The organism is Actinokineospora sp. NBRC 105648, assembly GCF_030269645.1.
In the GTDB taxonomy this organism is placed as follows: Bacteria; Actinomycetota; Actinomycetes; order Mycobacteriales; family Pseudonocardiaceae; genus Actinokineospora.
Window position 1 is genome coordinate 1 of record NZ_BSTR01000023.1, and the last position, 26,186, is coordinate 26,186.

Below are 26,186 nucleotides of genomic sequence, written 5' to 3' on the forward strand. Positions count from 1 at the left end.
ATCAACCGGCTCAAACGCCACCGTGCCGTGGCCACCCGGTACGACAAGCTGGCCGTGCGCTACGAAGCCACCGTCTATGTCGCCGCGATCAACGAATGGCTCTGATCGACTTCGATACAGGCCCTAGGTGCTTGGGCACTCGATCGGGGTGCCGGGGTCGGCGCGGTGCTGGCGGTACAAGTCGGTGCCCAGCCGCTTGAGCGAACCCTCGACGGCGGTGCGGATGTTGGCGGGCTGCTGTCCAGGCCCTCTCGGCCGGTGTGTGACAGGAATCTGGACTTGGTGGCCGGCTCGACTTGGTCGCGGCGGCCCTCCAGGGCTCCACACCGACGAGGAATTCGTCGGTGTGGAGCCCGTGTATCTCCGCGGCGTCGAGGAACGTCACGCCTTGCCCCTCTTGGTCCGGTCCACCGCGCTCAATGTGTTGTCGGTAGGTAGCGCGGGGTCTGCCGGGTGTTGGTGGCCTGCTCGAAGGCGTACGCGAACCCGATCAGGCGGGCGTCGCTGAACCGGGTGCCGATGAAGGACAGGCCCAGGGGCAGCCCGTTCGTGGAGTAGCCCGCCGGCACGGTGATGTGCGGGTAGCCGCCCGCCGCGGCGTGGGTGGTCGTCTTCGCGAAGGGGGCGCTGTCGCGTTCGCGGCCGATGACCGGTGCGGGCAGTGACGTCGGGGTGACGATGGCGTCGAGGCGGTGCCGTGCCAGCAGGTCGTCGATCGCCCGCCTGGCCGCGCCGGTGGCCGCCTCGCGGTGGGCCCGGTACGCGGGGGCGGTCAGGTCGCCGTCTGTCCCGTTGGCCATGTCGAACAGCAGGTGGTCGAACCCGTCGGGGTGCCGCTCGTAGTACTCGATCAACTCGCGGAGGTCCCTGGGGTGGCTGCCCGGTGTGGCGGCGAGGTAGGCGTTCAGGTCGTGCTTGAACTCGGTCAGCACCGCGGGCAGCATGTGCGCCGTCGTCACGTCCTGGATGTCCGGCACGTCCGCGCCCTCGACCACGGTGGCACCCAGATCGCGCAGCCGCCGCACAGCCGCGTCGAAGACCCGGTCCACATCGGCGTCGACCCCGGTGTGCCCCTCGCGCCACAGGCCGATGCGCTTGCCCCGCAACGCGTCCCGCCGCAAGACGGTGCGGGGATCACCCGGCAGCGTGCCCGCCGCGACCGCGGTGTCCGGGTCCGCCGGGTCGACGCCCTGGATCGCCCACAGTGTCAACGCCGCGTCGGTGACGGTGCGCGCGATCGGCCCCGGCGTGTCGTGGCGCGAGGTGATCGGCACGATCCCGCCGCGGCTCACCAGCCCGAGGGTGGGCCTGATCCCCACGGTCGAGGTGGCGCTGGCCGGGTACACGACCGACCCGTCGGTGTCCGTGCCGATCGCGACCGCGGCCAACCCCGCCGCGGCGGACACCGCCGAACCGCTCGACGAACCGGACGGGCTGCGGTCCAGGACGTAGGGGTTGCGCGTCTGGCCGCCGACCGCGCTCCGCCCGTCCGGCAGGTTGGACCCGCGGAAGTTCGACCACTCGGACAGGTTGGCCTTGCCCAGGACCACCGCGCCCGCCGCCCGCAGCCGCGACACCAGGAAGGCGTCCGCCGCGGGCTTGGCCCCGAGCAGCGCCGTGGAGCCCGCGGTGGTCTGCTGGCGGTCCGCGGTGTTCATGTTCTCCTTGAGCAGCACCGGGATTCCCTCCAATGGCCCCCGGGCCCCGTGGGCGCGTCGATGGGCGTCGCTGCGCCGCGCCATGGCGACCGCGTCCGGGTTGACCCGCACCACCGCGTTCAGGCGGGGGTTCAGCTGGTCGATCCGGCGCAGGTAGCCGCGAGTCACCTGCTCGGAACTGAGCCGACGCGCGCCCATGGCCACCTGCAGGTCGACGACCGTGACGTGCTCGAGCAACCCGACCAGGGCCGCGTCACACCTCGCACCGGTCGAGGCCGCGGCGGGCGAGAGCGAACCCACCGCCAACACCGCGGCGAGCCCGGCCACCGCCAAGCACCTCCGCCGACTGAACGCACCCATCGAGTCCTCCTCGTACCTCTGTCCACACGGGACGCGACACGGTGTCGCGCACCCAGGGAGAACGTTATGGAGGCGCTGTGGGTGAGGCCATCCTGCTGGGTCCCGGACCGGCGGTAGCGCAGGCACCACCACGCGGCAGGCGAGGGTAGCCGTGTCGGAGGTGTCCATCGAACGCGGTCACGAGCGCGCTCGGTCCGCCTGAGTGCCTACCGTGCGGGCGTAGGCCGGGGATGGTCCATCATCGGTTCGGCGGCGAGGACGGCCTGTTCGTCACGGCGGTCCCGCACATGCCGGTAGACCTCGCCCGGTCGAAGACCTCGTCGAGATCGCCCGAGGCCACGTACCGGGGGATCCAGGTTCACCGCGGTCCGAGCCAGTATGTCCACTGAGGACTTCCCGGCTCGGACCGCCGGCACCGCTACCTCGCGGGGGCGGTGAAGCGCTCCCAGACCCGGTGCAGGGTCAGCAGTCGGGTCACCTCGGTGAACACGTCGTCCGGGTCGTTCCCGACGACCACGCCCGGTGCCCCCGGGGGTACCCGCGCCTCCAGCAGGGCGGCTTCGCCACCACCCCAGGCGCCGATCGCCTTGCCGTGGCGGTAGGCCTCCTGGAGCATCAGCACCACCCGCGGGTCGACGGTGGCCGCCGGTGCGCCCGCCCTGTCGTCGAGGCTGGGCAGCGCGTCTGGTGCCGGGGGCGGTGCGGCGGCCAGCAGGATGGTGTCGAACTCCACCGACCGCGCGGTGAGGAATGTCCGCTGCGCCACCAGGCCGTCGGCCAGCTCTCCACCTCGGGCGGCGATGACCAGAGGTGTCATGTCGGCGCTGGTGATCGTCCGGCGGAGGGCGTGCAGGGCGCTGAGGCTGTCCGGGTCGTCGGCGTCCACCACGATGCCGATGACCCGGCCGTCGGTGGGCCACGCGTTGCCCAGCTGGGAGAGTGCCGGGCTGGGCACGACCTCGAGCGGGGGTTCGGTCGCCTCCGGGGCGGGCAGGCCGAGGCCCTTGGCGACCTGGGCGCAGAGCTCGGTGTCGACGTTGGCCAGGACCCGCAGTTGGCGCTCCTTGATGACCTGTTCGTAGCACTTGCCCAGTTCGAAGGTGAACGCGCGGATGACGTGGTCGCGCTCGACCGCGGTGAGGCTGCGGTAGAACAGGCTCGCCTGGCTGAAGTGGTCGGCGAACGTCGCGGGGGAGCGGCGTTCCTTCACCGAGGCCGCCACGGTCGCGGCCACGTCGACGAACGCGCCCGCGTCGATGCCCGCCTGGAAGGGGCAGCCGCCGTCGAGGGTGTTCGGCTTGTATGGGGCGACACCGCTGTGCACGGCGTGCTGGTGGGCACCGTCGCGCAGCATGTCGTTGACCGGGGCGTGCGGGCGGTTGACCGGGATCTGGTTGAAGTTCGGCCCGGCCAGGCGGCTGAGCTGGGTGTCGAGGTAGGAGAACAGCCGGGCGTGCAGCAGCGGGTCGTCGGTGACGTCGATGCCCGGCGGCAGGTGGCCGGTGTGGAAGGCGACCTGCTCGGTCTCGGCGAAGTAGTTGGTGGTGTTGCGGTTGAGGGTGAGCATCCCGACCGGCTGCACCGGGGCCAGCTCCTCGGGCACGAGCTTGGTGGGGTCGAGCAGGTCGATGCCCTCGAAGGTCTGCTCGGGGGTGTCGGGCAGCACCTGGATGCCCAGCTCCCACTGCGGGAACGCGCCCGCCTCGATGGCGTCGAACAGGTCGCGCCGGTGGAAGTCCGGGTCGATCCCGGAGATCAGCTGCGCTTCCTCCCACAGCAGGGAGTGCACGCCGAGCCTGGGCTTCCAGTGGAACTTCGCCAGCGTGGTCCCGCCCTCGGCGTTCACCAGGCGGAAGGTGTGGACGCCGAAGCCCTCCATCATCCGGTAGGACCGCGGCACGGCCCGGTCCGACATCTGCCACAGGACGTGGTGGGTGGCCTCGGTGTGCTGGGAGACGAAGTCCCAGAACGTGTCGTGCGCGCTCTGCGCCTGCGGGATCTCGCGGTCCGGGTGCGGTTTGGCGGCGTGGATGATGTCCGGGAACTTGATGCCGTCCTGGATGAAGAACACCGGGATGTTGTTGCCCACCAGGTCGAAGTTTCCCTCGGAGGTGTAGAGCTTCGCGGCGAACCCGCGGGTGTCGCGCACGGTGTCGGCCGAGCCGCGTGAGCCCACCACGGTGGAGAAACGCACGAACGCCGGTGTCGTCGCGCCCTCCGCGAGGAACCCCGCCTTGCACACCTGCGCGGCGTTGCCGTAGCCGACGAACACCCCGTGCACGCCTGCGCCACGCGCGTGCACGACCCGCTCGGGGATGCGCTCGTGGTCGAAGTGGGTGATCTTCTCCCGCAGGTGGTGGTCCTGCAGCAGCGTCGGCCCGCGCGCGCCCGCCTTGAGCGAGTGGTCGGTGTCGTGCAGGCGCGTGCCGGTCGCCGTGGTCAGGTACGCGCCCTGCTGCTCGCGCGCCTCGGGGCCCGCGCCGGTCTCGGCCCCGGTGGCGGTGCGGGTGTCCGGTGAGGCCTGGTCGGGCTTGCGCGGCAGCGGCCCCTGCGGCTCCGTGGGCGGGTCGAGCTCCGGCGGCGCGCTTCCCGGTGCGCCGGGAACGGGTGGGGTCACCAGGTCGGCGACCCTTTCCGCGGCCTTTTCCAAGGCGTCCTTGACGATTCTGGCGGGTGTGAAAGCGTCCACGTGATCCTCCTGGTCGACACGTGAGACTCGTCTACCCGGGGCTGATGACCCCTACACGTGAACCACCCGCCCGAACGGGGACCCGACAATTTGTCCACTGTGGACACTAAATATCGATCGAATGCTTTGGACGCGCGGCAAACTCGCCGCGTGCCGCGGTCCGGTTCCCATGACAGCGGTTCTTCCGCTACAGCGCAGTGAGTGTTGTCAGCGCAGTGGGTGTTGTCGGGTACGCGCGTCCCGGCTTGGTGGCCGTCTGGCGGTGATCGTCGTCAGCGCGGTGTCTGGGCACGTCCCGACGAAAGGACCCCCAGGCTAACCCGGTCGCCGAGTTCCCGCGTGCCGGACCGCGCGCTCGTCCCCGTCGGGACCGCCCAGCCAGGCGAGCACGGCGTCGTAGACGGCGTCGTGGCGCAGGAGCGCGAAGTGGTTGAGGCCGCCGAGCCACCGGAGGTCCGCGGTCTGGGTGTGGTCGCCCGCGCTGCTCGAGGCGACCATCAGGTCGCCGAGGAGCCGTCCCCACAGGCTCCCCTCGGTGCGGGCGAGCGTGCTCGCGACGAAGTACTGGCGCAGCCCCGCCGGAAGCCTGGTCGCCGTGCTCGCGTCGGCCGCGGCAGCCTGCCCGGACCACTGGGCCCGGTGCAGGCGGCCCTGGGCGAGGTCCTTGATGCCGTCGCTGCGCAGGCCGAGGACTCGTGCCAGGGGAGCGGTGACGACGAGTCCGTCGAGCACCGCCGCGGTTCGGACCACCCACCGCTCGAGGGGGGCTCCGGTGTGCGGCGTCCCCAGGCACACCAACCGGGTCGTCGGGCTGGTCCACGGCGCGGACTCGGCAGTGGCCTGGTGCAGGGCGCTGCGGGCGACGAGCCCGCCCATCGAGTGCCCGATGAGGATGATCTCGGTGACGGTCACCGGCCAGGACCCGACCAGGCGGGTCAGCAGGTCGGTGAGCTCGCGGCCGTTGTCGGAGACGTGCCGCCCGGTGTTGTACCGCAGGTAGACCGCGGTCGCGGGCAGGTCCGCGGCGAACCTGCTCCCGTAGTCGGTGCCCGAGCGGGATCGAGCCGGTTCGTCCCGGTGGTACCACGCGCGTTCGGTGTCCAGCAGGCCGTGCAGGAGCACCACGATCCGGCTCGACGCCGCGGGGTAGGCCGCCGCGAGGGACGCGCGGTCGACGGCGATCCGACGACCGTCCACTCGCACGGTCATGGCCGCGGGCAGCACCCCACGGCGGAGGTCGGCGTTCTCACCGAACAGGCCGGTCGCGATCCCCACGACGCGCGTGCCCGCGACGGAGCGGAGGAGCCTGTGCCCAGTCCGGTGCCACACCGGTCGCCGGACCGCGGTTGTCGGCATGTGGAGTTCCTGTCCCGGGTGGTCCGGTGTCTTGACCCGGCCGTTGTCGTCGCGGATGGCCCGCAGTCCTGAGTGCCCGGTCGAGCGGTCCTGCACACCGTGGACACCGTGTTTGTGACGGACATCCCCTGGTGCGGGCACCCGCGGACGGCTTGTGCCCGGTCGCGACAAGCGCACCTGATCGTGACCGCGACGTTTCGACCGCGCTCTAGCGGCTACCCACGGCACACGCCCATCGTCAGGGTCGAGACGGAGAGGCGGTGCGCATGGGACTCTCGCTCGCGGATCAGACACCGGTGACCGAGCACGAGCCGTTCGACCGGTGGCGGGCCCGGGTGCGTGACTCGGCGGCGGCGCAGGTCGGGGTGTTCGTGTCGCAGCGGTGCGACGAGCACCTCGCACCGGCCCCCGAGACGGCGTTCCTCGGCGAGGTGCTGGTCGGGTTCGTGGCGTCCGGGAAGTTCCTGCGGTCGGCGTTCGTGCTCGCGGGTGTGCTCTGTGGACAGCCCGAGTCGGCGGCGGCGGTGCGCGCCGCGGCCAGTGCCGAGCTGCTGCACTGCTTCGCGCTGCTACAGGACGACGTGATGGACGGCTCGCCCACCCGCAGGGGCGCGCCGTCCGCGCACGTGCGGTTCGCCGACTGGCACCGGCGGGCCGGACTGCCGGGATCATCGGCCCGGTTCGGGGAGTCGGCCGCGGTGCTCGCCGCGGACCTCTGCCTGGTGTGGGCGAGCCAGTTGCTCCGGGAGTGCGGCCTGCCCCCGGACGCCGTGGCGCGGGCGCTGCCGCGCTACGACTGGATGCGCGCGGAGTTGGCCGTGGGCCAGCTGCGGGACCTGGCGAACCAGGCCAGCGAAGACCCGTCGCTGGTCGAGGTGCTGGCCATCGCGCGGGCCAAGTCAGGGCACTACACCGTGCGCAGACCGGTGGAGCTGGGTGCCGACCTCGCGGGCTGCCTGCCCGAGGTCTTGGCCGCGCTCGGGGTCTACGGCGACGCGATCGGCGAGGCCTTCCAGCTCCGCGACGACCTGCTCGGACTCTTCGGCGACCCCGCGACCACCGGCAAGCCACGCGGGGAGGACCTGCGCGCGGGTCGGGCGACCAGCGTGCTCGTGGTGGCCCGCGACCTGGCCACGCCCGCCCAGCGGCGGGCGCTGCGGCTCGGACCCGAGCCGGGTGACGACGCGGTGGACCGGTGCCTGGCCGTGGTCGAGGAGACGGGGGCCAGGCACCACGTCGAGCGCCTGATCGATCAGCGGTTGCGGAACGGCCTGGCCGCCCTGGCGTCCGCGGCGATCCCGGTGGCGGCGCGGGAGTACCTGACCGGGCTCGCGCGGCTCAGCTGCGTACGAGACCACTGACCGCTGATCGGCCCACGAGGAGAGCGATGCGCACCGTACGGGGCAAGACGGATCACGTGGTCGTCGTGGGAGCCGGGTTGTCCGGCCTGTCGGCGGCCGTGCACCTGGCCGGACGCGGGCGCCAGGTGACCCTGCTCGAACGCGACAGCGTCCCAGGGGGCCGCGCGGGCAGGCACGACATGGCGGGGTACCGGGTCGACACCGGCCCCACGGTGCTCACCATGCCGGACATCCTCGACGAGACCCTTGCCGCGGTCGGCTCGTCGGTGCGGGAGCGCCTCGAGCTGCTCCCGCTGACCCCGGCCTACCGGGCACACTTCGCCGACGGGTCCCGGCTGGACGTGCACAGCGACGCCGGGGCCATGACCGAGGCGGTCCGCGGGTTCGCCGGACCCGCCGAGGCGGACGGGTACCTGCGGTTGCGGCGCTGGCTGACCCGGCTGCACGAGGTCGAGTACGACCGGTTCATCGCCGCGAACGTCGACTCGCCGCTGTCGCTGCTGACCCCGACCCTGGCCCGGCTCGCGGCGATGGGCGGGTTCCGCAGGCTCGACCGCGCGGTGGGCCGGTTCATCTCCGACGAGCGGCTGCGGAGGGTGTTCACCTTCCAGTCGCTCTACGCGGGCGAGGCACCGAGCCGGGCGTTGGCGGTCTACGCGGTGATCGCCTACATGGACACCGTGGCAGGCGTGTACTTCCCGCGCGGCGGCATGCGCGCGGTGCCCGACGCCCTCGCCGACGCCGCCCGGGAGGCGGGCGTGGACATCCGCTTCGACACCCGGGTCGAGGAGCTGGAGCGACGGGGGAGCCGGATCACCGCCGTGCGCACCGCCCACGGTGACCGGGTCGAGTGCGACGCGGTCGTGCTGACCACCGAGCCGCACACGGCCTACCGGCTGCTGGGGCGCACGCCGCGCAGGCTCGTCCGGCTGCGCGCGGCGCCCTCGGCGGTAGTCGTCCACCTGGGACTGGACCGCGCGTTCCCGGACACCGCGCACCACTCGCTCTCGTTCGGGCGGGCCTGGGACAGCACCTTCGACGAGATCATCCGGGTGGGCACCACGATGCGCGACCCGTCGCTGCTGATCACCCGGCCCACCGCGACCGACCCCGCCCTGGCGCCGGCCGGTCGCGACCTGCTCTACCTGCTGGCCCCGGTGCCGAACCTGGACGCGGGGGCCATCGACTGGGCCCGCGACGGCAAGGCCTACGCCGAGGAGGTCGTCGAGGTGGCCCAGCGCAGGCTGCTGCCCGGCCTGGCGGGCTCGGTCGTGGCCACGCACCTGGTCACCCCGGCCGACTGGGCCGCCCAGGACCACACCGCTGGGACACCGTTCAGCTACGCGCACTCCCTGCCCCAGACCGGGCCGTTCCGACCGGCGAACTTCCCGCGCTGGAGCGACAACGCGGTGCTCGCGGGTTCGGGGACGGTGCCGGGGGTCGGCGTGCCGACAGCACTGGTCTCCGGGCGGCTCGCCGCCGACCGGATCACCGGGACCACGCCGTGACCCGGCGCGAGCTCGACGCCGCGGGCATCGACGACCCGGTGCTGCGCGCCGCCTACGCCCGCTGCCGCGCGCTCAACGCCGCGCACGGGCGCACCTACTTCCTCGCCACCCGCTTGCTCGCACCGAGCCAGCGGCCCGCGATCCACGCCCTCTACGGGTTCGCCCGCTGGACCGACGACCTGGTGGACGAACCCGCCCCGGGCGCGACACCGGCCGAGCTCGACGGCGCCCTCGCGAAGATCACCCGCCACCTCGACCGCGGGCTCGAGGCGGGCCACGACGACCACCCGGTGGTCGCCGCGGTGGTCGACACCACCCTCCGGTACGGCGTCGACCCGGGGTTGTTCACCGCGTTCATGGCCTCGATGCGGATGGACCTGCAGGTCACCGACTACGCCAGCCGCGCCGACCTGATGCGGTACGTGCACGGGTCGGCCGAGGTGATCGGCTTGCAGGTGCTGCCGGTGCTGGGCACCGTGACCAGCCAGGCCGAGGCCGCCCCGCACGCCGCGGCCCTCGGGCGGGCCTTCCAACTCACCAACTTCCTGCGCGACGTCGCCGAGGACCTCGACCGCGGTCGGGTCTACCTGCCCGCCGACGAGCTGGCCTCCTTCGGCGTCGACCGTGAACGGCTCCTGTGGTGCCGCGCGATGGGCCGCGCGGACAAACCGGTCCGCGCGGCCCTCGGTCACCAGGCGGCGATCGCCCGGGACGTCTACCTGATCGCTCGACGCGGCATCCCGATGCTGCACCCGGTGTCCCGGCCGTGCGTGGAGACGGCACTGGTGCTCTACGCCGAGATCCTGCACCGGATCAGCGACCTCGACCACGACGTGTTCGCCGGTCGCGCCCGGGTCGGCGGCAGGCGGAGGGCGGCCGTGGCCGGACGTGCCCTCGCAGGGGCGGTCTGGGCTCGTAGGGGAGGTAGGGCACCGCGGGCCCCCGCTGACAACAAGACCGTCCAGGCCCGCGTGGCGTGATCGGGCCGAGCCGAACCGGACCGGTGGCGGCCGGCCCCGGCGAAATCCAGGCGACTTCGTCGGTTGTTTCCGGCCAGTATGGCCGGGTATGGACGAGGTTGAAGTCGTTGTCGCTCACAGTCAGCGCGCGACGCTGCGCGTGGGTGGGGTGTTCCTGAAGGTCGACGGCGACCCGGCGCACGCCGGTGTGGAGGTTCGGGCGATGGCCATGGCGCCGATACCAACCCCGGCGATCCTGTGGCACGAGCCGCCGGTGCTCGCCATCGCCGCCGTGCCCGGCACGGCGCTCGGCGTCCTCGGTGAACCGTCGACCGCGTCACCGGCGGCGTGGGCCGCGGCGGGGGCCGCCATCCGCAGGCTGCACGACGCGCCGCTGCCACCGTGGCCGGGTCGGAGCCTCGACGACGTGGCGGCGGAGCTCGACCGCGAGTGCGCGTGGCTGCTCGACAACGCGGTGCTGCCCGCCGACGTGGTCCTGCGCAACCGCGAGATCGCCGAGGCCGCGCTGCGGCCGTGGACACCGGTGTTCATCCACGGCGACCTGCAGATCACCCATGTGTTCGTCGACGGCGACGAGGTCACCGGCGTCATCGACTGGTCCGAGGCCGCCCCCGGCGACGCCATGTTCGACCTGGCCACCCTGACCCTCGGGCACGAGGAGCGCCTGAACGACTTGCTCGCGGGCTATGGGACCGGCGCCGACCGGGACGTGATCCGCGCTTGGTGGTCCCTGCGCAGCCTGGTGGTGTCGCGCTGGCTGATCGAACACGGCTTCGACCCGGACACGCCGGGGTGCGAGTTCGACGTCCTCCGGTCCCGGATGCGAGAACCCTGAGCAAACCATGTCCCCGACGGTGAGTTCCCCGCCATCGATCTCCGGGCAGGACCGGGATTCGCCCGGCGGTGCGCATCGAGGGCGAGGCACACACCGTGATCCGGCACCGCGACCCGCGGACCCGGTGGGCGACCCCAGCACCCGACAACAACGGCGTCTTTGTCCCCGTCGGGCGGCTACCCCGCGCGGCCGCTGAGCACGACCGTGGAGTCCACCGACACTCACGAGGGGCCGTGCCGCAGGGCGTAGCGGCGCTGGGCGTAGGCCAGGTCGTCGCGCCAGAGACGAGCGGCGCCCCAGCGCATCAGCGGGCGCAGCAAAGGGGCAGCGCGGTGGGCGGCGGCGAACCCCGCCCGGTCGGAGACCGCCACCACGGCCTCTGTGACCGCGGTGCGCGCCCGTCCGTCCACGCCCCGGGGCAGCGGGGTGGCGTGGGTCTCCACGACGCTGCCCGCGCCCTCGCCGTCGGTGATCCGCATCAGCACCGTGCGCGGCTCCGGGCAGGTGAACTCCGCGCGCACCGGTACGCCCAGGCGCGGGCCCAGGCGGAAGGTCACGTCCACCACGAACCGATCGTGACCGCCACAGCCACCGCCACGGTCACCCCCGCCGGTCTCGCTCGGCGCGCTCAGCACGTTCAGCCGGGCGAAGGAGTACGGGTGGAACCAGGCGCCGTGCCAGGGGTCGAGGCGGTTGGCGATGATGTCGACCGGCTCGCACACGCCGGTCAGCCGCGCCACGGCGGCGATGCCGAGGGCGGGGTCCGGTCGCCCGACGATCACCGGCGCGGGCAAGGGGTCCTCGCCGCCGAGGGCGTCGAGCCGCACCCAGGCGAGGACGCCGTCGTCGTGCGCGGGCAGCGGTCGCCAGCCGGGGCCGCCGTCGCGGTCCAGGGGCAGGCCGTGCCAGCGGCAGCGCAGGGTGCCGCAGTCGACCCGCCCGGCGGCCAGCGGCGCGCCCAGGTGCGGGCACGCGCCGGGGCCGATCACCAGGGTGTTGTCCGCGGCCCGCCAGGCGACCAGCTCCACACCGCCCACATATGTCCCAAAAGGACGGTCGGGTCGGATGTCCGAGCTCGCCGCGAGGACGAACCAGTTGCCCGAGGGGCGAGCCGACGCGCGGGCCACCGCCGCCTCGATCAGGGCCGGGCGGGCGTCGGCGAAGGTCGGGCGCTGCCGGGACCACTCCTGCGGCTCGAGCGGGCGCACCGGCACCGAGTCGGGCCACCGCCGCCGCAGCCAACCGGACACCGCCATGGGCAACTCCCTCAGTCTCGGTCACCACTGTGGACCTGATCGGCCCGGCCCGCCCGACTGGTCGCCGCGACGCTCAGGACCGCCTGGTGGCCGACCAACAGCACCACGTGCAGCAGGTAGAGCCACAGCGCCCAGGCCGAGACCGCGCCGATCAGCGGCAGCCCGGCGAACGGCGCGTCCCAGTCCAGCAGGATGGCCAGGAACAGCAGGAACCCGTGCAGGAAACCGGAGAGCACCGCGCCGAGGCCGAACCCGGCCGCGATCGCCGCGCTCGGCGTCGCGGACGAGTTGACCGCGAACACCAGGGACAGCCCGATGGACACGACCACCCAGAGCACGTGGAAGGACACGACCACCCCGAGCACCGGGTACCAGCCCGTGCCGGTGTAGAGCGGTTCGACGACCGGCGCCGCGGTGAGGACCAGGATCGCGGCCACCGGGGCGGTGGCGACGACCGGCAGGAAGCCCAACCGCCCCTTCCACCCGGCCGCCGCGTCCACGGGCGCGCCCGCCACCTGGCGCATGGCCCGCCGCAGCCCCTCGCCGTAGAACGTCGCGGGCAACAGGACCACGACCGCCACCCACCACGGCATGCGCAGGGCGGCCTCGGCGAACGCCACGATGCCGCCTCCGCCATCGTGCGCGTCGGGCAGCATCTTGGTGACCGCCCGCGCTCCCCGCAGGACCACCGACGGCGAGGTGAGCAGGGCCGCCCCCCGGGCGGCGATGAGCAGCAGCGGGACCGTGGCCAGGATGGCGAAGAAGGTCAGGCCCGCCGCCCACAGGGACACGTCCCGGCCGCGCAACCCCGCCGCGGCGTGCCGCACTGTGTCCCGGACCCGGCGCACGGCCGACCCGGCGGGATCTCGGGTCACCGTCATGGGCGCCGGGTACCCGGTAGGCGGGCGTTCCTACCCACCGGCGCATACCGTGAGGTCATCAACACAAGGAGAGCACCAGTGGCGCAGGACGGCGAGCCCACCGAGAGCGCCGTGGCGGGCTGGTCCCGGCTGCACGGGGTCGACGTGTCCGGCAGCCCGGTCGTGGTGGGCTGGCTGCGGCTGGTGCACGCCTGCGCGCGGCCGGTGCGCCGAGTGCCGCCTGATGTCCTCTCCGCGATCGGTGTGCTGTGCGCCGCAGGTGCCGTGGCGGTCGCGGCGGCCGGTGGGCGGTGGCCGTTGCTCGCGGCGCTGCTCGTCGTGCTCACCGGGCTGCTCGACGGCCTCGACGGCGCGGTCGCGCTGCTTACCGGGCGCGCCCGGCCGCTGGGCGCGGTCGTCGACGCCGTGGCCGACCGACTGGGCGACATGGCGTTCGTCGGTGTCCTCGTGGTGCTCGGTGCCCCGGCGTGGTGGTGCGCGGCGGTCGCGGCCGCGGTGCTGCTGCACGAGTACGCCAGGGCCCGGGCCCAGGGCGCGGGGATGACGGGGGCAGGGGCGGTGACCGTCGCGGAGCGCCCGACCAGGGTCATCGTCACCACCGTGGTCGCCGTGGGCGCTGGGGTCTTCCCCGGCGGCGCGCCGGGGCCCGGGTGGGCGTGGGGGTTGGTCGGTGCCGTCACCTGGTCGGCGTTGGCGGCGGTCGGTCTGGTCCAGCTCGCGGTGGGTATCAAGCGTTCCCTCGCCGAACCGCGCGGGTGATCACGCGGGGCCGATGAGGTCCGCGACGATCTCGGCCGACAGCGCCACCAGCGGCAGCCCGCCGCCCGGGTGCGCCGAGCCGCCCACCAGGTAGAGACCGGGCACGGGGGAGCGGTTGGCCGGGCGCAGCAACGCGGCGCGGGGCCCGTTGGAGGAGGTGCCGTAGATGGATCCGCCGGGGGAGCGGGTTTCCCGCTCCCACCACGCCGGGCTGCGGATCTCCCGCCACAGCAAGCGGTCCCACACGTCCAGGCCGCGCTCGGCCAGCACCGAGAGGACCCGGTCCGCGTAGCGCTCGGCCAGCCCGGGCGCGTCCCAGTCGACACCGCCCGCCGGGTCGTGGCGGGGCGCGTTGACCAGGACGAACCACGCCTCGTGGCCCGCGGGCCGAACGGTGGGGTCGTCGGGGGCGCAGATGTAGACCGTCGGGTCGGGGACCGGGCGCGGACGCTTGCCGAAGATGGCGTCGAACTCGGCCGCGTAGTCGGCCGGGAACAGCACCCGGTGGTGCCGCGGTAGCTCGGACCGTCCGCGCAGCGCGAGCAGCAGCACGAACCCGGCCAGTGACGGCTGGGCGCGCCGAAGGGAGCGCCGGGGGCGACGCGCGCGCGGGTCGGTGACGAGGTCGCCGTAGAGGTGCTCGGCGTCGGCGTCGGAGACCACGGCGGTGGCGGCCAGCCGCTCGCCGTCGGCGAGCCGGACGCCGGTGACCCCGTTCCGGTCGGTGCGCACCTCGGCGACCTCGGTGTCCAGGCGGATGGTGACGCCCAGGTCGAGGCAGTGCCGGTGCAGGGCGTCGGCGAGGCCGCGCAGCCCACCGCGCACGTACCAGCCGCCGAACCGCTGCTCGATGTAGGGCACGACGGTCATCAGGGCCGGGGTGCGGCGCGGGTCGGACCCGGAGTAGGTGGCGTAGCGGTCGAGGAACTGCCGCAGCCGGGGGTCGGAGAGCTCGCGCGCCCCGAGCGCGTGCAGCGTGCGCCAGGGAGCGATCGCCCACAGGTCGCGGGGGTTGGTCGAGTGCTTGAGCAGGTCGCGCACGCCGTTGAGCGGTTTGCGCAGCACCGGCTCGCCCACCAGGTCCCACAGCCGGTTCGCCTGGGTCATCAGCCCGGTCCACTCGGTGCCCGCGGCCGGGCCCAGGGCCGCGGCCAGCGCGTCGGGGATCTTGCGGTGGTCGTGCGGGATGTCCAGCTCGGTCCCGTCGGCGAAGCGGTAGTGGCAGGTCGGCTCAACGGGAGCGACCTCGACCACGGCGTCGAGGTCACCGCCGGTGTCGGCGAACAGCCTGCGGTAGACCTCGGGGAGGGTGAGCAAAGAGGGGCCGGTGTCGAAGCTGAAACCGTCCCGGTCGAACACGCCGAGCTTGCCGCCGGATGCCGGGGACCGCTCGCACACGGTCACCGCGTGCCCGCCCGCGGCCAGTCGCGCGGCGACGGCGAGCCCGCCCATGCCCGCCCCGATCACCACGACGCCCACTCAGCTGCTCCCGTCCAGCGCCCGGCCCTTCCAGGTCAGCCCCCCGGTCAGCCGGGCCCACCACGACCGGGCGACGAGCCCGAGCAGCACCGCCACCGACACCGGGTGCGCGAGCGCGTCCGGCCAGACCCGTGCCCCGGTCTTGCGCCCGGTGACCACCCGGCTGGCGACCCCGGCGAGGTAGCCGACCAGACCCGCCCGCGACCCGAACAGCGCGGCCACCGGCGGAACCAGGTAGACCCAGCCGAACGCGCCCACCACGGCGGCAGCCGCCCACGGCGACCCCGTGGCCGACCAGAGCGACTTCTCGTACCCGCGGCCCAGGTCCGACCACCCGGCGTACATCCGGCACCGCGCGACGGTGCTCCCGTCGACCAGCGCGGTCCGCCCACCCGCGCGCTTGAGCAGCCGGACCACCGCCATGTCGTCCAGCACCGCGCCCGCGATGGCCTCGTAACCGCCCGCCGCCCGCAGGGAAGCGGCGTCGATCACCAAGAACTGCCCGTTCGCCGCCGACATCGACGGCCTCGGCGAGCGTTCGGCCAGTCGCATCGGCAGCAGCACCAGCAGCAACCACTGCAACAGCGGTTGGGTGAGTCGCGGTCCGAGCCCGTCGGCGAGCTGGCGCGGGAACGGCGACACCGCCACCAGCCCGTTGCCCCGCAGGAGTTCCACGGCGGCCGCGACGGCGTGCGGCGCCAACTCCACGTCGGCGTCGACCAGCACGACCACCGCCCCGCGCGCCTCGCGGACCAGGTGCGCACAGGCGTGCGGTTTGCCCGGCAGGCCCGCGGGTGGCGGCTCGCCGACCAGGACCCGGACCCGCTCGTCGTCGCCCCCGACCCGGCGCACGACCCCGGCCGTGTCGTCGGTCGAGCAGTCGTCGAGCACCAGGATCTCCAGGTCGGGCAGCCCGCGTTGGGCCATCAGCGAGCGCAGCGCCGGGGTGATGCGATCGGCCTCGTCGCGCGCGGGCAGCAGCACCGACACCGACTCGCGGCACGGCCGCGGGCGGGCGGGCGGAACGCGGATCAAGCGGGCGTTGAGCACCGAGTGCGCGGCCCCGAGCACCGCCGCGACGGCCGCCCCGAAAACCCAACGGCTCACCGTCCCCACCGGGCCCGGGCCGACCTGACGACCACCCACGCGTAGGGCAGCGCCACGAGACCCATCAGCAGACCACCGACCAGCGACACCCACGGCCGGTCGAAGAACGCGGCGTGGGCCCACACCGAGGACACGTAGGTCCACACGTACAGCGCGGGCGCGGGACCGGCGGCCACGTCGGACGGGTCCCCCCGGTCGCGAGGGACCCAGGCGTGCAGGCAGGCGACGATGACGACCGCGACCACCAGCCACCCCGCGAAGTTCGACACGGGCACCCCGGACACCCCCGGCAGGGCGGGCTCGGGATCCGACCAGGACCAGTACCCGGCGTCGACCATCTGCGGGTCGAGGAAGACGTCCCACGAGGCCAGGGCCCAGGCGCCCACGACGACGGCCCACCGGCCCACCCCGAGCGCGCGGCCGACCAGCAGCGCGGGCCAGGCCATCATCACCCAGGCCAACGGCACCACCGCGGGCACGCCGAGCACCGACCACCCCAGGTCGCCGGAGTAGGCGTACTCGCCGAACGGCAGGCCCGTGTGGACACCGACGACCTCCGCCAGCAGACCGCCGCCACCGGCGAACACCAGCAGCCCCACTGCCGCGCGCGGACCACCGCGCACGGCGGCGTCCACCACCGACGCCGCCGCGAAGAACAGCACGGTGAGAACGGTGAGCGGGACCCGACCGCCGGGTTCGGTCTTGGAGTAGAGGATCTGGCTCAGCACATACCCCAGCGCGCACGACCACGCGAGGACGACCGCGACGCGCGAGCCGACCACCGCGGTGCGCGACAGGACCATATCCCGAGCCTAGGACGCCGCGGTCCCGTTGGCGCGCCGACGATTTCACCCGGCGCGGGCCGCACCGCACTGCGAGACTTCGGGAATGCTGCCCCTGCGGACCCGGGCCCCGGGCCTGCCGGGGCGTGACCGGGAAGCCCAAGTCCACCCGGGCGCCGCCGGGCGCCCCACCGTCGACCACCTCGACCGGGTGCCCCGCGTCGCCGTGGTGGGTGGTGGGATCGCCGGCGTCACCGCGGCGGTCGCGCTGGCCGAGCGCGGTGTCCTGGTCGAGGTGTTCGAACGCGAACCCGAACTGGGCGGGCGGGTCACCGGTTGGCACACCACCCACGCCGACGGGACCGGCGCGACGATGTCGCGCGGCTTCCACGCCTTCTTCCGCCAGTACTACAACCTGCGCGCCCTGCTCCGCAGGATCGACCCTGACCTCGCGATGTTCACCCCGGTGGCGGACTACCCGCTGGCCCACCACGACGGCACCACCGAGACGTTCGCCGGGTTGCCGCTGACCCCGCCGTGGAACGTGGCCTCGTTCGTCCTGCGCAGCGACACCTTCACCCTGCGCGACCTCACCCGGATGAACCCCACCGCGGCGGCGGGCCTGTTCGACGTGTCCGTGCCCGGTGTCTACGACCGACTGGACACAGTGGACGCAGGCACCTACCTGACCGACATCGGCTTCCCCGACGCGGCCAGGCACCTGGCCTTCGAGGTGTTCTCCCGCAGCTTCTTCGCCCACCCGGAGTCGTTGTCGGCGGCCGAGTTGGCGACCATGTTCCACATCTACTTCCTCGGCTCCAACGAGGGCCTCCTCTTCGATGTGCCGACTTCTCCTTACCCGCGAGCGATCTGGCGCCCGCTGCACGCGCACCTGACGGACCTGGGCGCACGCGTGCGCACCGGTGTCGAGGTGGATCGGATCACGCGCGGCCGCGATCGACCGCACCGCGTCGGGGACCACGAGTTCGACGCCGTGGTCCTGGCAGCGGACACCGCGGGCCTACGCGACGTCGTGTCGCGGTCGGAACACCTCGGCGACCCGGGGTGGCGCGGAAGTGTGTCGCGCCTGCGGACCGCGCCGCCGTTCCTGGTCAGCCGCTACTGGCTCGACCGGCCGGTCGACACCGACCGCGCCGCGTTCCTGGGTACGAGCGGCTACCGCTATCTCGACAACATCAGCGTGCTCGACCGCTTCGAGGACGAGGCGCGCCAGTGGAATCGGCAGACGGGCGGGTCCGTCGTGGAACTGCACGCCTACGCACTCGCCGAGCCCATCGACACCCGCCAGACCGCCGAAGCCGCCTACGCGGAGGCGTGCCTGCTCTATCCCGAACTACGGCGAGCGAGGCCGTCGCACACCGAACACGTCCTGCGCGCCGACTGCCCGCTCTTCGCCCCCGGCACCTTCACCGACCGTCCAACGGTGTCGACCCCCGATCCGACTGTGGTGTTGGCGGGCGACCTCGTCCGGGTCGAGTTGCCCGTCGCGTTGATGGAACGGGCCGCCACCACGGGATTCCTGGCCGCCAACACCCTGCTCGCGCGGTGGAGCGTACGCGGGCACGATGTCTGGACCGTCCCCAACGGCGGCAGGTCCCCGCTGCTGCGCCGCGCCGCCCGACGTGCGGCCGCCCGCCAGAAACGGCACAACGGCACGCAGGCACCATCGGAACCGCTTCCTCGGTGACCCACCGGTGAAGTCCGAGTCGCCTGGACGCGCCCGGCTCTCTCGCCACGAACACGATCGCGGTTAACAGCGGGCGAAGGATCAGCCACCGGACAGGCGGGCCGACGTCCACAGCGTTTTCGACATCACTGAGCCCTTTTTCATCCTGCGGTGGCCTCGTGGTTCTGTAGGACGTGGATGGTTTTGGCGAGTCGGCCGGCGCGGCGGGGGCAGCAGCGGAGCTTGCGCAGGATGCGCGAGGTCTTGAGTTGGGCGTTGGCGCGTTTGCCGGGGCCGCGCAGGCGGGCATGAGCGCGGTTGGCGTCCTTCTGCGACTCGGGTTTGTTACGACCCTTGTACGGGGTGATCACGTGACGGCCGGTCTGGTCGTAGCCGTGACACCCCTTGTCTTCCACAGCGATCAGCCCAGCGTCGCGCAGCGCGGCGAGGATGTTGAAGATCCTGGCGGCGGCGGTGTCGTGGGTACTGCCCGGCAGGTCACCGGAGACCCACGCCGATCGTCCCATCCGGGGACGCGATCACCTGCAGGTTCACCCCGTGCATCCTGTGTTTACCCGAGTAGAACGGTCGGTCCGCGGCGACCCTGTCGATCGGGATCAACGTGCCATCGATCACCACATGGGCCATGCCTTGCCGCTTCGCCCCGCCCAACGCTTCCCGCGGCTTCGGGGACCGCCGGGCCGGCAACTCGACGACTTCGTTGACATAACGCCAGCAGGTTGTCGTGCAGACCTCGAACCCGGCGCCCACCTCGGCGAACGGCTCACCCTTGCGCAGGTACACCAGCCCAAGCAGTGCCTGCCGTCCTGGGTTGAGCTTGCGCCACACCGACCCCAACTCCCGGCAGTGGGCGCGGACGAGTCCAGACACAAAAGTCAGGGTCTGATGCGACAACGGCAGTGCGGCACGGTAGAACAACACGTGAAGCCCCTGAGGTGCGGAACGATCTTGGTCGAAACCTCTGCTACCAGGGCCCTCGCCACGTCTGGAACCCGACACGCCGACCATCGACCAGTTGTGATCAACATCCCCTGTACGCCAACACATCCACATCAGGATGAAAAGGGCTCACTGCACACGTCCGCCCGACCAGCCCGGCGCGTAGTCCTTGCGAACGAGACTCGGCCGTCATCACGAGTCCCGTCCTGGTCGCGAACGAGCCCGGCCGTTCGAGGGTGATCGGCCGGGCTCGTCAGTGTGGCTGGGGGTCAGGCGAGGTCGAAGCGGTCGAGTTCCATGACCTTGGTCCACGCCGCGACGAAGGCGGTGACGAACCTGTCGCGGGCGTCCTGGCTGGCGTAGACCTCGGCCAGGGCACGGAGTTGGGAGTTGGAGCCGAAGACCAGGTCGACCGCGGTGGCGGTCCACTTCACCTCGTCGGTGGTCGAGTCGCGGATCTCGTAGACGTGCTCCTGGGACGCCGAGACCTGCCAGCGGGTGCCGGGGGAGAGCAGGTTGACGAAGAAGTCGTTGGTGAGCACGCCGGGTCGGTCGGTCAGGACGCCGTGCTGGGTGCCGCCGACGTTGGTGCCCAGCACCCGCAGACCGCCGAGCAGGACGGTCATCTCCGGGGCGGTCAGGTCGAGCAGGTAGGCGCGGTCGACCAGGAGCACCTCGGGCTGGAGCTTCTCGCCGGGGCGTACGTAGTTGCGGAACCCGTCGGCGCGCGGCTCGAGGACGGCGAACGACTCGACGTCGGTCTGTTCCTGGGTGGCGTCGGTGCGGCCCGGGTGGAACGGCACACTCACCTCGACGCCCGCCTCGCGCGCGGCCCGCTCCACGGCGGCCGAGCCGGCCAGCACGATCAGGTCGGCCAGCGAGACCTTCGCGCCGCCCGCCTCGGTGAACTCCCGCTGGATGCCTTCCAGGGCGGCCAGGACAGTGGCGAGCTGCTCGGGCTGGTTGACCTCCCAGCCGCGCTGCGGTTCCAGGCGGATCCGGGCGCCGTTGGCGCCGCCGCGCTTGTCGGTGGACCGGTAGCTCGCGGCCGCGGCCCAGGCGGTGGTGACCAGCTGGGCGGTCGTGAGCCCGGAGTCGAGCACCTTCGCCTTGAGGGCGGCGATGTCGGCGTCCCCCACCAGGTCGTGGTCGACCGGGGGCACCGGGTCCTGCCAGAGTTGGGCCTCGGGCACCCACGGGCCGAGGAAGCGGCTGACCGGACCCATGTCGCGGTGCAGCAGCTTGTACCAGGCCTTGGCGAAGGCCTGGGCGAACTCGTCGGGGTGCTCGAGGAAGCGCCGGGAGACCTTCTCGTAGGCGGGGTCGACGCGCAGCGCCAGGTCGGTGGTGAGCATGGTCGGCTTGTGCTTGCGGGCCGGGTCGAAGGGATCCGGGATGATCGCCTCGGCGTCCTTGGCCACGTACTGCTTGGCGCCGCCCGGGCTGGTGGTGAGCTCCCACTCGTGGCCGAAGAGGATCTCGAAGAACCGGTTGCTCCACTGGGTCGGCACGTCGGTCCAGGTCACCTCGAGACCGCTGGTGATCGTGTCGGCGCCCTTGCCGCTGCCATGGGTGCTCAGCCAGCCCAGGCCCTGGTTCTCCAGCGGGGCGCCCTCGGGCTCCGGGCCGACGTGGTCGTCGGCGATGCCCGCCCCGTGGGTCTTGCCGAAGGTGTGGCCGCCCGCGATCAGCGCCACGGTCTCCTCGTCGTTCATCGCCATCCGGGCGAAGGTCTCCCGGATGAAGTGCGCCGCCGCGGCCGGGTCCGCGCTGCCGCGCGGCCCCTCGGGGTTGACGTAGATCAGGCCCATCTCGGTCGCGCCGACCTCGGGCACCATCTCGGTGTCGCTGGCGTAGCGCGCGTCACCCAGCCAGGCGTCCTCCGGACCCCAGAAGATCTCCTCCGGCTCCCACACGTCCTCGCGGCCGAAGGCGAAACCGAAGGTCTTGAAACCCATCGACTCCAGCGCGACGTTGCCCGCGAGCACGAGCAGGTCGGCCCACGAGACCTGCTGGCCGTACTTCTGCTTGACCGGCCACAGCAGCCGGCGCGCCTTGTCCAGGTTGGCGTTGTCCGGCCAGCTGTTGAGCGGGGCGAAGCGCTGGCCGCCGTCGCCCGCGCCGCCGCGGCCGTCGTGGATCCGGTAGGTGCCCGCGGCGTGCCAGCTCATCCGGATCATCAGACCGCCGTAGTGGCCGAAGTCGGCGGGCCACCAGTCCTGCGAGGTCGTGAGCACCTCGACGATGTCACGCTTGAGCGCCTCGACGTCGAGAGCGGCGACCGCCTCGGCGTAGCGGAAGTCCTCGCCCAGCGGGTTGCCCTTCGACGAGTGGGCGTGCAACACCGACAGGTCGAGCTGGTCGGGCCACCAATCCCGGACCGTGCGCGGCCGGCCACCCGTCTTCGGGGTCGGCGCGTCGATCGCCGGGTTCTCGCTCTCACTGCCGTGCGCGGTCACCGAGTCGTGGGCCACCGGGCAGCCCGCCGCCGCCTGCTCGTCCACGCCCTGCGCGCTGGTGGTGGGCGTCGCCCTGGGATCGCTCATGTGCTTCCTCTCAACCTTCGGATCATCAGGTGGTGCGTTGGGCCGCGCAGTCGGGACACGTGCCCCAGAACACGACCTCCGCCTCGTCGACCACGAACCCGTGGTCATCCGAGGCGGTGAGACAGGGAGCGTGACCGACGGCGCACTCGACATCGGCGATCGCACCGCACGCGCGGCAGACGACGTGGTGGTGGTTGTCGCCCACCCGCGACTCGTAGCGCGCCGTCGCGCCCGCGGGCTGGATCCGCCGCACCAGACCGGCGTCGGTCAACACCCGCAGCACGTCGTAGACCGCCTGGTGGGACACGCCGGGGTGCTCGACCCGCACCAGCGAGATCACCGTCTCGGTGTCGACGTGCGGGTGGTCGCGCAACACCGAGAGCACCGCCAGCCGGGGCCGCGTCACCCGCAACGAGGCCGCTCGCAGCCTCACCTCGGCATCGGACGTCACCCGGCCGACTGTAGGTCCGTTTCTGGAACTCTTCAACTTAAGCCGTCACAACCCAGGCCGGTGCCACGGGCACGCCATCGCGGTCACGCGGGCGACCAGTGTGTGCCCGGCCGGGCAGTGGGTACCTGAGCGGTATGGCTGAGCGGACCGACGTGATCGTGGACCGACCCGGTGACCGGCACCGCGTGGTGGTGGTCGGGGCGGGTTTCGGGGGGCTCAACGCCGCCCGGGGCCTGCGTCGGACCGACGCGGAGGTGGTCGTGGTGGACCGGGTCAACCACCACCTGTTCCAGCCGCTGCTCTACCAGGTGGCCACGGCGCTGCTGCCGCCCGGTGACATCGCGCCGCCGCTGCGGCAGGTGCTGGGCAAGCGCAACCGGGTGGTGCTCGGGGAAGCTACCGACGTCGACGTCGCGGAGCGCACGGTCACCCTCACCCAGACCGACGGCCGGACCCGGCTGCTGGGCTATGACTCCCTGGTCGTGGCGGTCGGCAGCACGGACAGTTACTTCGGCCATGACGAGTGGCGCCGGTGGGCGCCGCCGATGAAGACCCTCGACGACGCGGTGGCCCTGCGTGGTCGGGTGCTCGGCGCGTTCGAGCGGGCGGCGGTGGCGACCGTGGACGCGGTCCGGCGCCGCGACCTGACCTTCGCGATCATCGGCGCCGGGCCCACCGGGGTGGAGCTGGCGGGCCAGCTCGCCGCGATGACCCGGCGGACGCTGCGCGGGCAGTACCCCGAACTGGACTTGGACGAGGTGCGCGTCGTGCTCATGGACGCGCTGGACCACGTGCTCCCGCCGTACGCGCCCGCGCTGCGCAGGCACACCGAGGCGAAGCTGCGAGCCTTGGGCGTCGACGTGCGGTTGGGTCGCAAGGTCGAGCAGGTCGACGAGGACGGCGTCGTCAGCGCCCCCACCGCTGGTGGCGAGCCGGAGCGGTTGAGCGCGGGCACGGTCGTGTGGGCGGCCGGTGTCCGCGCGGCGCCGTTGACGGCCAAGCTGGCCGCGTCGGCCGGAGTGGACAGTGACAAGCGGGGCAGGCTCGTGGTGCGCGACGACTGCACGGTGCCCGGGCACCCGGAGGTGTTCGTCATCGGGGACACGGCCAACCACCGAGACCTGCCCGGGGTGGCCGAACCCGCCATCCAGCAGGGCAAGTACGTCGCGAAGGTGCTGCGCGCCCGGCTCGCTGGTGGCTCGGCGCCGGGGCCTTTCCGCTACCTCGACCTCGGCGTGATGGCCACGATCTCCGCGGGCGACGCGGTGGCCGACGTGCGTGGTCTGCGGTTGCGAGGGCTGGTGGGCAAGGTGGCCTGGTCGGTGGTGCACCTGGCTTTCCTAGTCGGTTGGCGCAACCGGGCCGCGGTGCTGGCGGAGTGGGCTTGGACGGTGACCACCGGACGGCGCAACCAGCGAGTGATCCTGGAACCGGTGCGCGCCTGACGCCGCTGTCCCAGATGATTTGCGGCTGGACCGCCGGGACTGACGAGCAGTGGCTGCGCACCGAGGTGGATCGTGAGCTGGCCGAGTTCGAGGTGGCGGCGCACCGCGGCCCTCGTGTCGGACCTCGAGTCGGCGGTGGCGGTGGGCGCGGACCTGGTGACCATGCGGGATGAATTGGCCCTATCAGGACGTATCAGTGTCCTCTTGCGACCTGCGGGGGCGGCTGACTCGGCCACGGCCCCTGAGCCGCACCTGCCCGGCACCGCCGGTGATTGCCCGCGCTGCCTCGCACATCCGGCCGGGTCGACCCCGCCTCGCCCGTGGTGGGCAGCCGGATAGACCACAGCGTCATAGACCACAGCGTCGGGACGTGGTCCGCCGTGGTCGAGGATCCCACCGAGGTGCGGGTGTCGAACCCGGGGGAGTTGCTGGAGCCGGAGGCCCGGGTCTGGCCCGTAGGATCGGCGGTGGCGCGGCAGCCAGCGGGGGTGGACGGCGGAACACTCGCCACCATGAGCGAGCGCGCGCACCGCGGGCCGATGTCGGTGATGCCCTTACAGGTCTTAGTTGTGACGGTTCCGCTGTCATTTTGTCGGGGTCGCCAGGGGTCCACTTGTGGGCGGATCACAGGGAGCCGTCCGGGCGTCAATAGCGTCCACTTGGGCTGTGACCGCACTGCGCAGACCCGCGATCCCGTGGCGTGCGGCTTCTCGTTGCCTGCGGGCGCCGGTGCCGTGGTCTGCCAGGGCGGTGAGGGCGGCTCGCACGAAATCGGTGTCGGACGTCTGGGCCAACGCCGGGCCGACCCACCGGGTCAACTCGGTCACCCGGTCGGTGATCGTGGTCGGCCGGGCCCGCACTGGGTCCACGGCGGGCCCGTCCAGTCCGAACCGCGCGGCGGTCCACACCGCGGCGGCGCCGACTTGCGGGTCCACCGGCCCGGCCTCGTGGCCCAGGGCCAGTTCGGTGAGCGCCGTGCGGACCAGGGCTCGGCTCAGTGCGGCTTGCAGCAGGGTTTCCCAGGGTCGGACCATGGTGTCGGCCACGCGCAGTTCCACCGTCGGCAGGTGTGCCGATCGACGGACAAGCCAGAACGACATCCGTTCGTCGACGAGCACCCCGCAGTCGATCAGCCGGTCGACGTGGCGGTCGTAGTCGGCCGCGCTCGCCGCCCACGGGGGCAGCCCGAACCCGGGGAATCGTGTCTGGTCGGCGATCCGGAGGCTTGCCTGCCCGCGGTCGCGACCGCCGCGAACCGGGGAGTTGGTGGAAAGGGCGAGCAGTGTCGGCAACCAGGGTGAGAGGTGGTTCAGCACCGCGGTCGCGGTGTCGGGATCGGCGACGCCGATGTGGACGTGGCAGCCGCTCGCCTGGTAGTCGGCCATGAGCGCGGAGAACCGGGTGCTGATGGCGGCGAATCGCTCGCCCTCGGAAACCGGCACCGGTGGTCCGTCCACTATCGGCACCCCGGTTGCGGCCAAGCGCAGCCCGCGCTCCGCGGCCGCCGCCGTCAGCACCTCGCGGCCGTGCCGGATCTGGGCACCCAACTCCGCCAGGTCCCGGCACACACCCGTGCTGGCTTCCACCTGGCTGGCGAACAATTCCGAGTGGAACCGCGTCGTGGAGAGGTCCGACTGCCGGGCCGAGGCCAAGACGGCGGGGGCCAGCGCGGCAGGTGCGGCTGTGTCGGCGTCTACCAGGAGGAACTCTTCCTCGACACCGATTGTCACACCATCGGTGGGCTCGCCCGCGGCGGTGGAGGTGGTCATTCCGGATCGGTGGGGGAGGTGCGAGGCTTGCCGACCTTGTGCAGGGGTTTGATCGCCGATGGACCGCAGCGGCACAGGGCCATCGTGGGCCGCTGCACGGTCCCACCGTCTTGGGTGCGAATTTCGAAGTCGCCCCGGATGAGCAGCGGGCCACCCTCGTAGACGGTGATGGTCGTCGCCGGATCCGCTGCCATGGCGACGGTCTACCCACTCACCGCCTCGGCCACACGTCGCTCCGTCCGGTGGCGGTCGCGATTGGACTCCTCCATCCGGTAGTCCCGGACCTCGGTGACAACCGAATGCAGTCGCTTCCGCAA

The 26,186-nt window shown here is 72.6% G+C and carries 19 protein-coding genes and 1 pseudogene; 7 read left to right on the forward strand and 13 right to left on the reverse strand.

Going from position 1 to position 26,186, the window contains the following annotated elements; translation table 11 throughout:
* Window positions 1–416: 416 nt before the first annotated feature.
* The 3 genes from QSK30_RS20450 to QSK30_RS20460 all read right to left on the reverse strand — a co-directional run bounded on the left by QSK30_RS20450 (window position 417) and on the right by QSK30_RS20460 (window position 6,159).
* A complete protein-coding gene (locus QSK30_RS20450; protein ID WP_285504937.1) occupies window positions 417–2,018 on the reverse strand; it encodes an amidase family protein in 1,602 nt (533 codons plus the stop codon).
* 418 nt (window positions 2,019–2,436) lie between these two features.
* Window positions 2,437–4,707, reverse strand: a complete 2,271-nt coding sequence (locus tag QSK30_RS20455) for a catalase (RefSeq protein ID WP_285504938.1) — start codon at window positions 4,705–4,707, stop codon at window positions 2,437–2,439.
* A gap of 315 nt (window positions 4,708–5,022) precedes the next feature.
* On the reverse strand, window positions 5,023–6,159 hold the full coding sequence (locus QSK30_RS20460; RefSeq protein WP_285504939.1) for an esterase/lipase family protein: 1,137 nt from the start codon (window positions 6,157–6,159) through the stop codon (window positions 5,023–5,025).
* 170 nt (window positions 6,160–6,329) lie between these two features.
* On the opposite strand from QSK30_RS20460, the gene QSK30_RS20465 reads away from it, so the two are divergent.
* The 4 genes from QSK30_RS20465 (at window position 6,330) to QSK30_RS20480 (ending at window position 10,747) form a co-directional block, all read left to right on the forward strand.
* Window positions 6,330–7,424, forward strand: coding sequence for a polyprenyl synthetase family protein (locus QSK30_RS20465; RefSeq protein ID WP_285504942.1), 1,095 nt, complete (start codon window positions 6,330–6,332; stop codon window positions 7,422–7,424).
* Between the two features lie 26 nt (window positions 7,425–7,450).
* A complete protein-coding gene (crtI, locus tag QSK30_RS20470; protein WP_285504943.1) occupies window positions 7,451–8,932 on the forward strand; it encodes a phytoene desaturase family protein in 1,482 nt (493 codons plus the stop codon).
* Entirely contained in the window at window positions 8,929–9,912 is a 984-nt protein-coding gene (locus QSK30_RS20475) for a phytoene/squalene synthase family protein (protein WP_285504945.1), read from the forward strand. The genes crtI and QSK30_RS20475 overlap by 4 nt, the downstream gene beginning before the upstream one ends.
* Before the next feature lie 88 nt (window positions 9,913–10,000).
* A complete protein-coding gene (locus tag QSK30_RS20480; RefSeq protein ID WP_285504947.1) occupies window positions 10,001–10,747 on the forward strand; it encodes a phosphotransferase family protein in 747 nt (248 codons plus the stop codon).
* A 221-nt stretch (window positions 10,748–10,968) separates the two neighbouring features.
* Here QSK30_RS20480 and QSK30_RS20485 read toward each other — a convergent pair whose 3' ends face one another.
* Both QSK30_RS20485 and QSK30_RS20490 read right to left on the reverse strand, forming a co-directional pair.
* Window positions 10,969–12,003, reverse strand: coding sequence for a Rieske (2Fe-2S) protein (locus QSK30_RS20485; protein WP_285504949.1), 1,035 nt, complete (start codon window positions 12,001–12,003; stop codon window positions 10,969–10,971).
* A gap of 11 nt (window positions 12,004–12,014) precedes the next feature.
* Window positions 12,015–12,884 (reverse strand): YhjD/YihY/BrkB family envelope integrity protein, encoded by an 870-nt coding sequence (locus tag QSK30_RS20490; RefSeq protein WP_285504951.1) that lies wholly within the window; start codon window positions 12,882–12,884, stop codon window positions 12,015–12,017.
* A 78-nt stretch (window positions 12,885–12,962) separates the two neighbouring features.
* On the opposite strand from QSK30_RS20490, the gene QSK30_RS20495 reads away from it, so the two are divergent.
* Window positions 12,963–13,643 (forward strand): CDP-alcohol phosphatidyltransferase family protein, encoded by a 681-nt coding sequence (locus QSK30_RS20495; protein ID WP_285504954.1) that lies wholly within the window; start codon window positions 12,963–12,965, stop codon window positions 13,641–13,643.
* Here QSK30_RS20495 and QSK30_RS20500 read toward each other — a convergent pair whose 3' ends face one another.
* From QSK30_RS20500 to QSK30_RS20510, 3 genes are read right to left on the reverse strand one after another with little or no spacing between them, the layout of a single operon-like run.
* On the reverse strand, window positions 13,644–15,122 hold the full coding sequence (locus tag QSK30_RS20500; RefSeq protein WP_285504956.1) for a phytoene desaturase family protein: 1,479 nt from the start codon (window positions 15,120–15,122) through the stop codon (window positions 13,644–13,646). It lies immediately after the preceding gene.
* Window positions 15,123–16,229 carry a glycosyltransferase family 2 protein gene (locus QSK30_RS20505; protein ID WP_285504957.1) on the reverse strand — a complete coding sequence of 369 codons (1,107 nt, stop codon included), beginning with the start codon at window positions 16,227–16,229 and terminating at the stop codon, window positions 15,123–15,125. It lies immediately after the preceding gene.
* Window positions 16,226–17,032 carry a carotenoid biosynthesis protein gene (locus QSK30_RS20510; RefSeq protein ID WP_285504959.1) on the reverse strand — a complete coding sequence of 269 codons (807 nt, stop codon included), beginning with the start codon at window positions 17,030–17,032 and terminating at the stop codon, window positions 16,226–16,228. The genes QSK30_RS20505 and QSK30_RS20510 overlap by 4 nt, the downstream gene beginning before the upstream one ends.
* Before the next feature lie 85 nt (window positions 17,033–17,117).
* Between QSK30_RS20510 and QSK30_RS20515 the strand changes: the two genes are divergently transcribed.
* Window positions 17,118–18,719: an FAD-dependent oxidoreductase gene (locus tag QSK30_RS20515; protein ID WP_285504960.1), complete on the forward strand. Its 1,602-nt coding sequence runs from the start codon at window positions 17,118–17,120 to the stop codon at window positions 18,717–18,719.
* 140 nt (window positions 18,720–18,859) lie between these two features.
* Here the strand turns inward: QSK30_RS20515 and QSK30_RS20520 are convergent.
* The 3 genes and pseudogenes from QSK30_RS20520 to QSK30_RS20530 form a co-directional block, all read right to left on the reverse strand.
* Window positions 18,860–19,640, reverse strand: a pseudogene (locus QSK30_RS20520) (transposase family protein).
* A 287-nt stretch (window positions 19,641–19,927) separates the two neighbouring features.
* The gene (katG, locus tag QSK30_RS20525; protein ID WP_285504961.1) at window positions 19,928–22,204 is read right to left on the reverse strand and encodes a catalase/peroxidase HPI; all 2,277 of its coding nucleotides are present in this window, start codon (window positions 22,202–22,204) and stop codon (window positions 19,928–19,930) included.
* Window positions 22,205–22,229: 25 nt separating this feature from the next.
* Complete coding sequence (locus QSK30_RS20530) at window positions 22,230–22,655, reverse strand: Fur family transcriptional regulator (RefSeq protein WP_285504963.1); 426 nt, start codon at window positions 22,653–22,655, stop codon at window positions 22,230–22,232.
* Window positions 22,656–22,789: 134 nt separating this feature from the next.
* Between QSK30_RS20530 and QSK30_RS20535 the strand changes: the two genes are divergently transcribed.
* Complete coding sequence (locus QSK30_RS20535) at window positions 22,790–24,100, forward strand: NAD(P)/FAD-dependent oxidoreductase (protein WP_285504965.1); 1,311 nt, start codon at window positions 22,790–22,792, stop codon at window positions 24,098–24,100.
* A gap of 584 nt (window positions 24,101–24,684) precedes the next feature.
* On the opposite strand, the gene QSK30_RS20540 is transcribed toward QSK30_RS20535, so the two are convergent.
* Entirely contained in the window at window positions 24,685–25,869 is a 1,185-nt protein-coding gene (locus QSK30_RS20540) for a carboxylate-amine ligase (RefSeq protein ID WP_285504967.1), read from the reverse strand.
* Window positions 25,866–26,063: a CDGSH iron-sulfur domain-containing protein gene (locus QSK30_RS20545; RefSeq protein ID WP_285504968.1), complete on the reverse strand. Its 198-nt coding sequence runs from the start codon at window positions 26,061–26,063 to the stop codon at window positions 25,866–25,868. The genes QSK30_RS20540 and QSK30_RS20545 overlap by 4 nt, the downstream gene beginning before the upstream one ends.
* Window positions 26,064–26,186: the final 123 nt, after the last annotated feature.

What these genes read in the sequence shown, in the direction of transcription:
- QSK30_RS20450 (WP_285504937.1), bottom strand. Translation starts at nt 2,018, where the DNA reads ATGGGTGCGTTCAGTCGGCGGAGGTGCTTGGCGGTGGCCGGGCTCGCC.
- QSK30_RS20465 (WP_285504942.1), top strand. Translation starts at nt 6,330, where the DNA reads ATGGGACTCTCGCTCGCGGATCAGACACCGGTGACCGAGCACGAGCCG.
- crtI (WP_285504943.1), top strand. Translation starts at nt 7,451, where the DNA reads ATGCGCACCGTACGGGGCAAGACGGATCACGTGGTCGTCGTGGGAGCC.
- QSK30_RS20480 (WP_285504947.1), top strand. Translation starts at nt 10,001, where the DNA reads ATGGACGAGGTTGAAGTCGTTGTCGCTCACAGTCAGCGCGCGACGCTG.
- QSK30_RS20485 (WP_285504949.1), bottom strand. Translation starts at nt 12,003, where the DNA reads ATGGCGGTGTCCGGTTGGCTGCGGCGGCGGTGGCCCGACTCGGTGCCG.
- QSK30_RS20490 (WP_285504951.1), bottom strand. Translation starts at nt 12,884, where the DNA reads ATGACGGTGACCCGAGATCCCGCCGGGTCGGCCGTGCGCCGGGTCCGG.
- QSK30_RS20510 (WP_285504959.1), bottom strand. Translation starts at nt 17,032, where the DNA reads ATGGTCCTGTCGCGCACCGCGGTGGTCGGCTCGCGCGTCGCGGTCGTC.
- QSK30_RS20515 (WP_285504960.1), top strand. Translation starts at nt 17,118, where the DNA reads ATGCTGCCCCTGCGGACCCGGGCCCCGGGCCTGCCGGGGCGTGACCGG.
- katG (WP_285504961.1), bottom strand. Translation starts at nt 22,204, where the DNA reads ATGAGCGATCCCAGGGCGACGCCCACCACCAGCGCGCAGGGCGTGGAC.
- QSK30_RS20535 (WP_285504965.1), top strand. Translation starts at nt 22,790, where the DNA reads ATGGCTGAGCGGACCGACGTGATCGTGGACCGACCCGGTGACCGGCAC.
- QSK30_RS20540 (WP_285504967.1), bottom strand. Translation starts at nt 25,869, where the DNA reads ATGACCACCTCCACCGCCGCGGGCGAGCCCACCGATGGTGTGACAATC.
- QSK30_RS20545 (WP_285504968.1), bottom strand. Translation starts at nt 26,063, where the DNA reads ATGGCAGCGGATCCGGCGACGACCATCACCGTCTACGAGGGTGGCCCG.